This is a genomic window from Streptomyces scabichelini (assembly GCF_011045015.1).
GTDB classification, from domain to species: domain Bacteria; phylum Actinomycetota; class Actinomycetes; order Streptomycetales; family Streptomycetaceae; genus Streptomyces; species Streptomyces scabichelini.
On the sequence record NZ_JAAKZY010000363.1, the window covers coordinates 1 to 5,636 of the forward strand.

Genomic DNA, 5,636 nt, shown 5'->3' on the forward strand with positions numbered 1-5,636 from the left:
CCGTGGCCCGCCACGGACGACAGGACCCGACGAGCCGGTGTGTCGTCCTTCGGCATCAGCGGCACCAACGCCCACGTCATCCTCGCCGAAGCCCCCGCCGAAACCCCTTCCGAGGCTCCCACCGAGCATCGCACGCCGCCCGGGACCGATCCCCGGGACGACGTCTCCGCCCCCTTGTGGGTGCTGTCCGGCCGTACCGAACCGGCGCTGCGCGCTCAGGCCACCGTGCTCGTCGACGCGCTGGACGCCCTCGACGACGTGTCCAGCCGTGACCTCGGCCGCGCCCTGGCCACCACCCGTACCGCCCTCGACCACCGCGCTGCCGTCACCGCCGAGGATCGCGCCGAGGCCGTCGCGGCGCTGGCCGCGCTCGGCCGCGGCGAACCGCACTCGGCTCTGACCCTCGGCACGGCACGCCCCGACGACGGCCTCGCCTACCTCTTCACCGGGCAGGGCAGCCAACGCGTCGGCATGGGGCGGGAGTTGTACGAGACCGAGCCGGTCTTCGCCGCCGCCCTCGACACCGTGTGCGGTGAACTCGACGCCTGCCGGGCCTCCGTGCCCGGCACACCGCCGATCCGCGAGGTGATGTTCCACGACGCGGAGGCACTCGACCGGACCGAGAACACCCAGAGCGCTCTCTTCGCCCTCCAGGTCGCGCTGTTCCGGCTGCTCGAGCACCGGGGCCTGGCGCCGGACGCCGTACTCGGCCACTCCATCGGCGAGTTCGCCGCCGCCCACGTCGCCGGGATCCTCACCCTGCCCGACGCCTGTGCCCTGGTCACCGCGCGCGGTCGGCTCATGCAGGCCCTGCCGCCCGGCGGCGCGATGCTGGCCGTCCAGGCGTCGCACGACGAGGTCCGCGCCCTGGTGGAAGGCCGCGAGCACGAGGTGAGCATCGCCGCCGTCAACGGCCCCACGGCCGTCGTCCTCTCCGGAGACGTCGAGGCCGTCGAACAAGTCGCCGCCACGTTCGCCGACGCCGGCCGCAAGACGCGCCGACTCGCCGTCAGTCACGCCTTCCACTCCCACCGCATGGACGGGATGCTCGACGCGTTCGCCGCCGTCACCGCGGGAATCCGGTATGCGGAGCCGCTCTTCACCATGGTGTCCACCGTCACCGGCCGCCCCGTCGACGTCACCGCCGACTACTGGGTCCGGCAAGTACGCCGGGAAGTACGGATGTCCGACGGGCTGGCCGCACTCCACGACCTCGGGATGCGGACCTTCCTCGAACTCGGCCCGGACGGTGTGCTGTCGGCACTGGGCCAGGACTGTCTGGACGACCACGCGCTCGCGTTCGTCCCGGTGCTGCGCCGCGGCCGGTCCGAGCGCCACACCCTGGCCGCCGCACTCGGCGCCCTGCACGTCCGTGGCCGAAGCCCGGACTGGCACGCCGTGTTCGGCCCGGGGCGGACGCCCGGCCTGCCCACGTACGCCTTCCAGCGGGAACGCTACTGGCTGACCGCGCACGGTACCGAAGGATCGGCCGGCCACCCGCTGCTCGGCCCCGCCGTCGAACTCGCCGAATCCGGGCAGACCGTGCTGACCGCCCGGCTCGGCCGCCGTACCCACCCCTGGCTCTGCGACCACGCCGTCCTCGGCTCGGTCCTGCTGCCCGGCACCGCCTTCCTCGAACTCGCCGCCCGCGCGGGCTCGCAGACCGGCACGCCGCGTGTCGCCGAACTCACCCTGATCGCCCCCCTGGTGATCCCCGAGGAAGGCCGCACCGAGGTACAGGTCGTCGTGGCCGCACCCGGCGACGACGGACAGCGCGCGCTGACCGTGCACGCCCGCACCGAGACGCCGGACGGCACCACCGAGCCGTGGACCCTGCACGCCACCGGCAGTCTGGCCCCGCACGACGGAGCCCCCGCGACCACCGTGGGCCGGCCCGCCGCCGAGGCCGAGCCCGTGACCGTCGACGGCCGCTACGACGAACTGGCTGCCGCGGGGTACGCCTACGGCCCGGTCTTCCAGGGCCTGCGCGCCGTGTGGCGACAGGGCGCGGACCTGCTCGCCGAGGTCACCCTGCCGGCCTCCGTCACCGACGCCGCCTCCTACGGGCTCCACCCGGCGCTGCTCGACGCGGCCCTGCACCCGATCGTCATGACCGCACTGGACGACGGCGACCGCCGCCTCCTGCCCTTCTCCTGGCGCGGCCTGACCATCCACCAGCCCGGCGCCCGTACCGCCCGCGCCCTGATCACCACCACCGGACCGGACACGGTGTCGCTGACCCTGCTGGACGAGTCCCACGCGGTGATCGCCGAAGTCGAGGAGCTGGTCCTGCGCCCCGTGAGCGACGAGGTGGCCGTCCCGCGGTCGCTCCACCGCCTGGACTGGGAACCGGCCATGGCGGACCAAGGACCGTCCCCGTCGGCCGCCGCACTCGGCTCCGCCGACCTGGGCGTCGGCCCGCTGTACGCCGGTCTCGCGGCCCTGGGCCAGGCCGTCGACGCGGGACTCCCCGCCCCCGCGGTGGTCTTCGCACCGCTCGCGGACCTCGCAGACGTCACGGACGTCACGGATCCAGCGGGCTCCGCGGGCTTCGCGGACCTCGCCGACGGTCCGACGGCCGGCACGCGGTCCGCCGTGCACCGGGCGCTCGCTCTGCTCCAGGCATGGCTGGCCGACGACCGGCTCGCCGGCTCCCGGCTGGTGCTCGTCACCCGGGCCGCCGTGGCCACGGCTCCGGACGCCGACGTGGACCCCGACGGCGCGGCCGCATGGGGTCTGGCACGCTCGGCGCAGACCGAGAACCCCGGGCGGGTCGGCCTCCTTGACGTGGCGTCGGCGGCCGACTGCCGTATCGCGCTGCCGCTGATCGGTGCGGAGCCTCAACTCGCGGTACGGAACGGGGCGTTGCTGGTGCCCAGGCTCGGCCGGGCGACGGCCGGCAGTGCCTTGGTTCCCCCTGCCGGGGTGACCGCCTGGCGGCTCGGGGTGCGCGACCGCGGGACACTGGACCACCTGGCGCTCGAACCCTGCCCGGAGGCCCTGGTCCCGTTGGGCGACGGCGAGATACGCATCGCGGTGCGCGCCGCGGGCGTCAACTTCCGCGACGTACTGAACACGCTCGGTCTCTACCCCGGCGATCCCGGTCTGCTCGGCCTGGAAGGGGCCGGTGTGGTCACCGAGGTCGGGCCCGGCGTCACCGGCCTCGGCGTCGGCGACCGGGTCATGGGCCTGTTCTCCGGGGCGTTCGGCCCGGTGGCCGTCGCCGACCACCGGCGGGTCGCCCTCATGCCCGTCGCCTGGACGTACGCCCAGGCGGCGTCCGCGCCCATCGTGTTCCTGACCGCCTACCACGCCCTGGTGGACCTCGCAGGCCTGGCCGCGGGCGAGCGCGTCCTGATCCACGCTGCCGCCGGCGGCGTCGGGATGGCCGCCGTCCAACTGGCCCGTCATCTGGGGGCGGAGGTCTACGGCACGGCGAGCCCCGGCAAATGGGACGCCCTGCGTGACCTCGGCCTGGACGGGGCGAACCTGGCGTCGTCCCGCACCCTGGACTTCGAGTCCGCGTTCGGCGCGGCCACCGCAGACCGCGGCATGGATGTCGTATTGAACTCCCTCGCCGGTGAGTTCGTGGACGCCTCCCTGAGGCTGCTGCCGCGCGGCGGCCGCTTCGTGGAGATGGGCAAGACCGATCTGCGCGACCCGGGACTGGTCACGGCCGACCACCCGGGGGTGGACTACCGCTTCTTCGACCTGCTCCAGGAACCGCCCGAGCGGATCGCCGAACTGCTCACGGCCGTCCTGCGGTTGCTGTCGTCCGGGGCGCTGACCCCGCTGCCGCTGAGCGCGTGGGATGTCCGCCGGGCACCGGAGGCGTTCCGCCACGTCAGCCAGGCCCGGCACATCGGCAAGGTCGTCCTCACCCTGCCCGGGGTCCTCGACCCTGACGGTACGGTCCTGGTCACCGGCGCCACCGGTGCCCTCGGCAGACTGGTCGCGCGGCACCTGGTCACCGAGCACGGTGCTCGCCGTCTGCTGCTGGTCAGCCGTCGCGGCCCCGACGCGCCGGGCGCCGCGGAACTCGCCGCCGAACTCACCGAGTTGGGTGCCGAGGCCGTCCTCGCCGCCTGCGACACGGCCGACCGCGACGCGCTCGCGCGGCTGCTGACCGGCGTGCGGCTCACCGCCGTCGTCCATGCCGCAGGGGTGCTCGACGACGGCGTGATCACCGCGCTCACCCCCGAACGCCTCGACACGGTGCTCGCCGCCAAGGCCACCGCGGCCCGTAACCTGCACGAACTGACCGTGGACCAGGACCTCGCGGCGTTCGTCCTCTTCTCCTCCGTCATGGGCGTCATCGGCGGCGCCGGCCAGGGCAACTACGCCGCCGCCAACGCCTACCTGGACGCCCTGGCCCAGCACCGCAGAGCGCGGCGCCTCCCCGCGCTCTCCCTGGCCTGGGGGATGTGGGCCGACACCGCGGGAAAGCCGGGTGCCGCCGGAATGGCGGGTGCCCTGTCCGAAGCCGACCAGGCACGGATCGCCAGAACCGGCCTCGCACCCATCGGCCGGGCGGAGGGCCTGGCCCTGCTCGACGCGGCACTACGCATGGACACCGCCGCGCTCGTGCCCGCGCCCCTCGACCGTGCCGCACTCGGCGCGCTCGGACCGCAACTGCCCACCGTGCTACGGAACCTGGCCCCGGCCTCACCCCGAACGGACCGGGCACCGACCACCGCCGCGACCCCGACGACCGAGACCCTGCGCGACCGGCTGGCCGCGCTGAGCCCGGCCGAGCGGGAGGAACTGCTGCTGGATCTCGTCCGGATTCAGACCGCCGCCGTACTCGGCCGGTCCTCCGCGGCCGGCATTCCCGCCGACCGGCCCTTCAAGGACATGGGCTGCGACTCGCTCACTCTCGTTGAGCTGCGCAACAGGCTGCAGACCAGCGCCGGTCTGCGGCTGCCCGCCACCTTCCTCTTCAACTGCCCGACGCCCCTGGCGGTCGTGGCCCACCTGCACACCGAACTGGCCCCGGCCGATGCGGAAGCCGTCGACGGAATCGACTCGAAGACCGACTCGAAGGCCGTACCCGGCCTGATCGAACTCGACCGGCTGGAAGCGGCCCTTGCCGAACTGCCGGACGACGACACCCAGGACGACCTCAGAGCCGAGATCGTCCAGCGACTCCAGACACTGGTGGCCCGTGTACCGGCCAGGCGGTCACAGGCCGACGACAACGATCTGACCGCGCGGGTCCAGTCGGCGTCGGTCGACGAACTCCTCGCGTTCATCGACTCCGAACTCTGACCCCACGTCCGCTCGCCCGGACCCTCACCCTTCTCACCCTTTTCGCTGCGCGCGGCACGCTCGGGCACGTCTCACGAGCAGCCATGCCCGGACCGCGCGCACGCACAGTTTCACGACGCCTACGGGGGCATCTTCACCATGACAACAACGGACAATGACAAGCTGGTCGAATACCTCAAACGCCTCACCGTCGACCTCCACCAGTCCCGTCAGCGGGTCCAGGAACTGGAGGCGGGCACCAACGATCCGATCGTGATCGTCGGTATGGGGTGCCGTTTTCCGGGCGGGGTGGACTCGCCCGAGGCGCTGTGGCAGGTCGTCGCCCAGCAGCGTGATGTGATCTCGGGTTTCCCGGCCGACCGTGGCTG

2 protein-coding genes are annotated in these 5,636 nt (G+C 73.5%); both read left to right on the forward strand.

Annotated elements, in window-relative coordinates:
* On the forward strand, positions 1–5,268 hold a 5,268-nt coding region (locus G5C60_RS49090; RefSeq protein WP_206440957.1), incomplete at its 5' end, for a type I polyketide synthase.
* Between the two features lie 138 nt (positions 5,269–5,406).
* On the forward strand, positions 5,407–5,636 hold a 230-nt coding region (locus G5C60_RS49095; protein ID WP_165270541.1), incomplete at its 3' end, for a polyketide synthase docking domain-containing protein.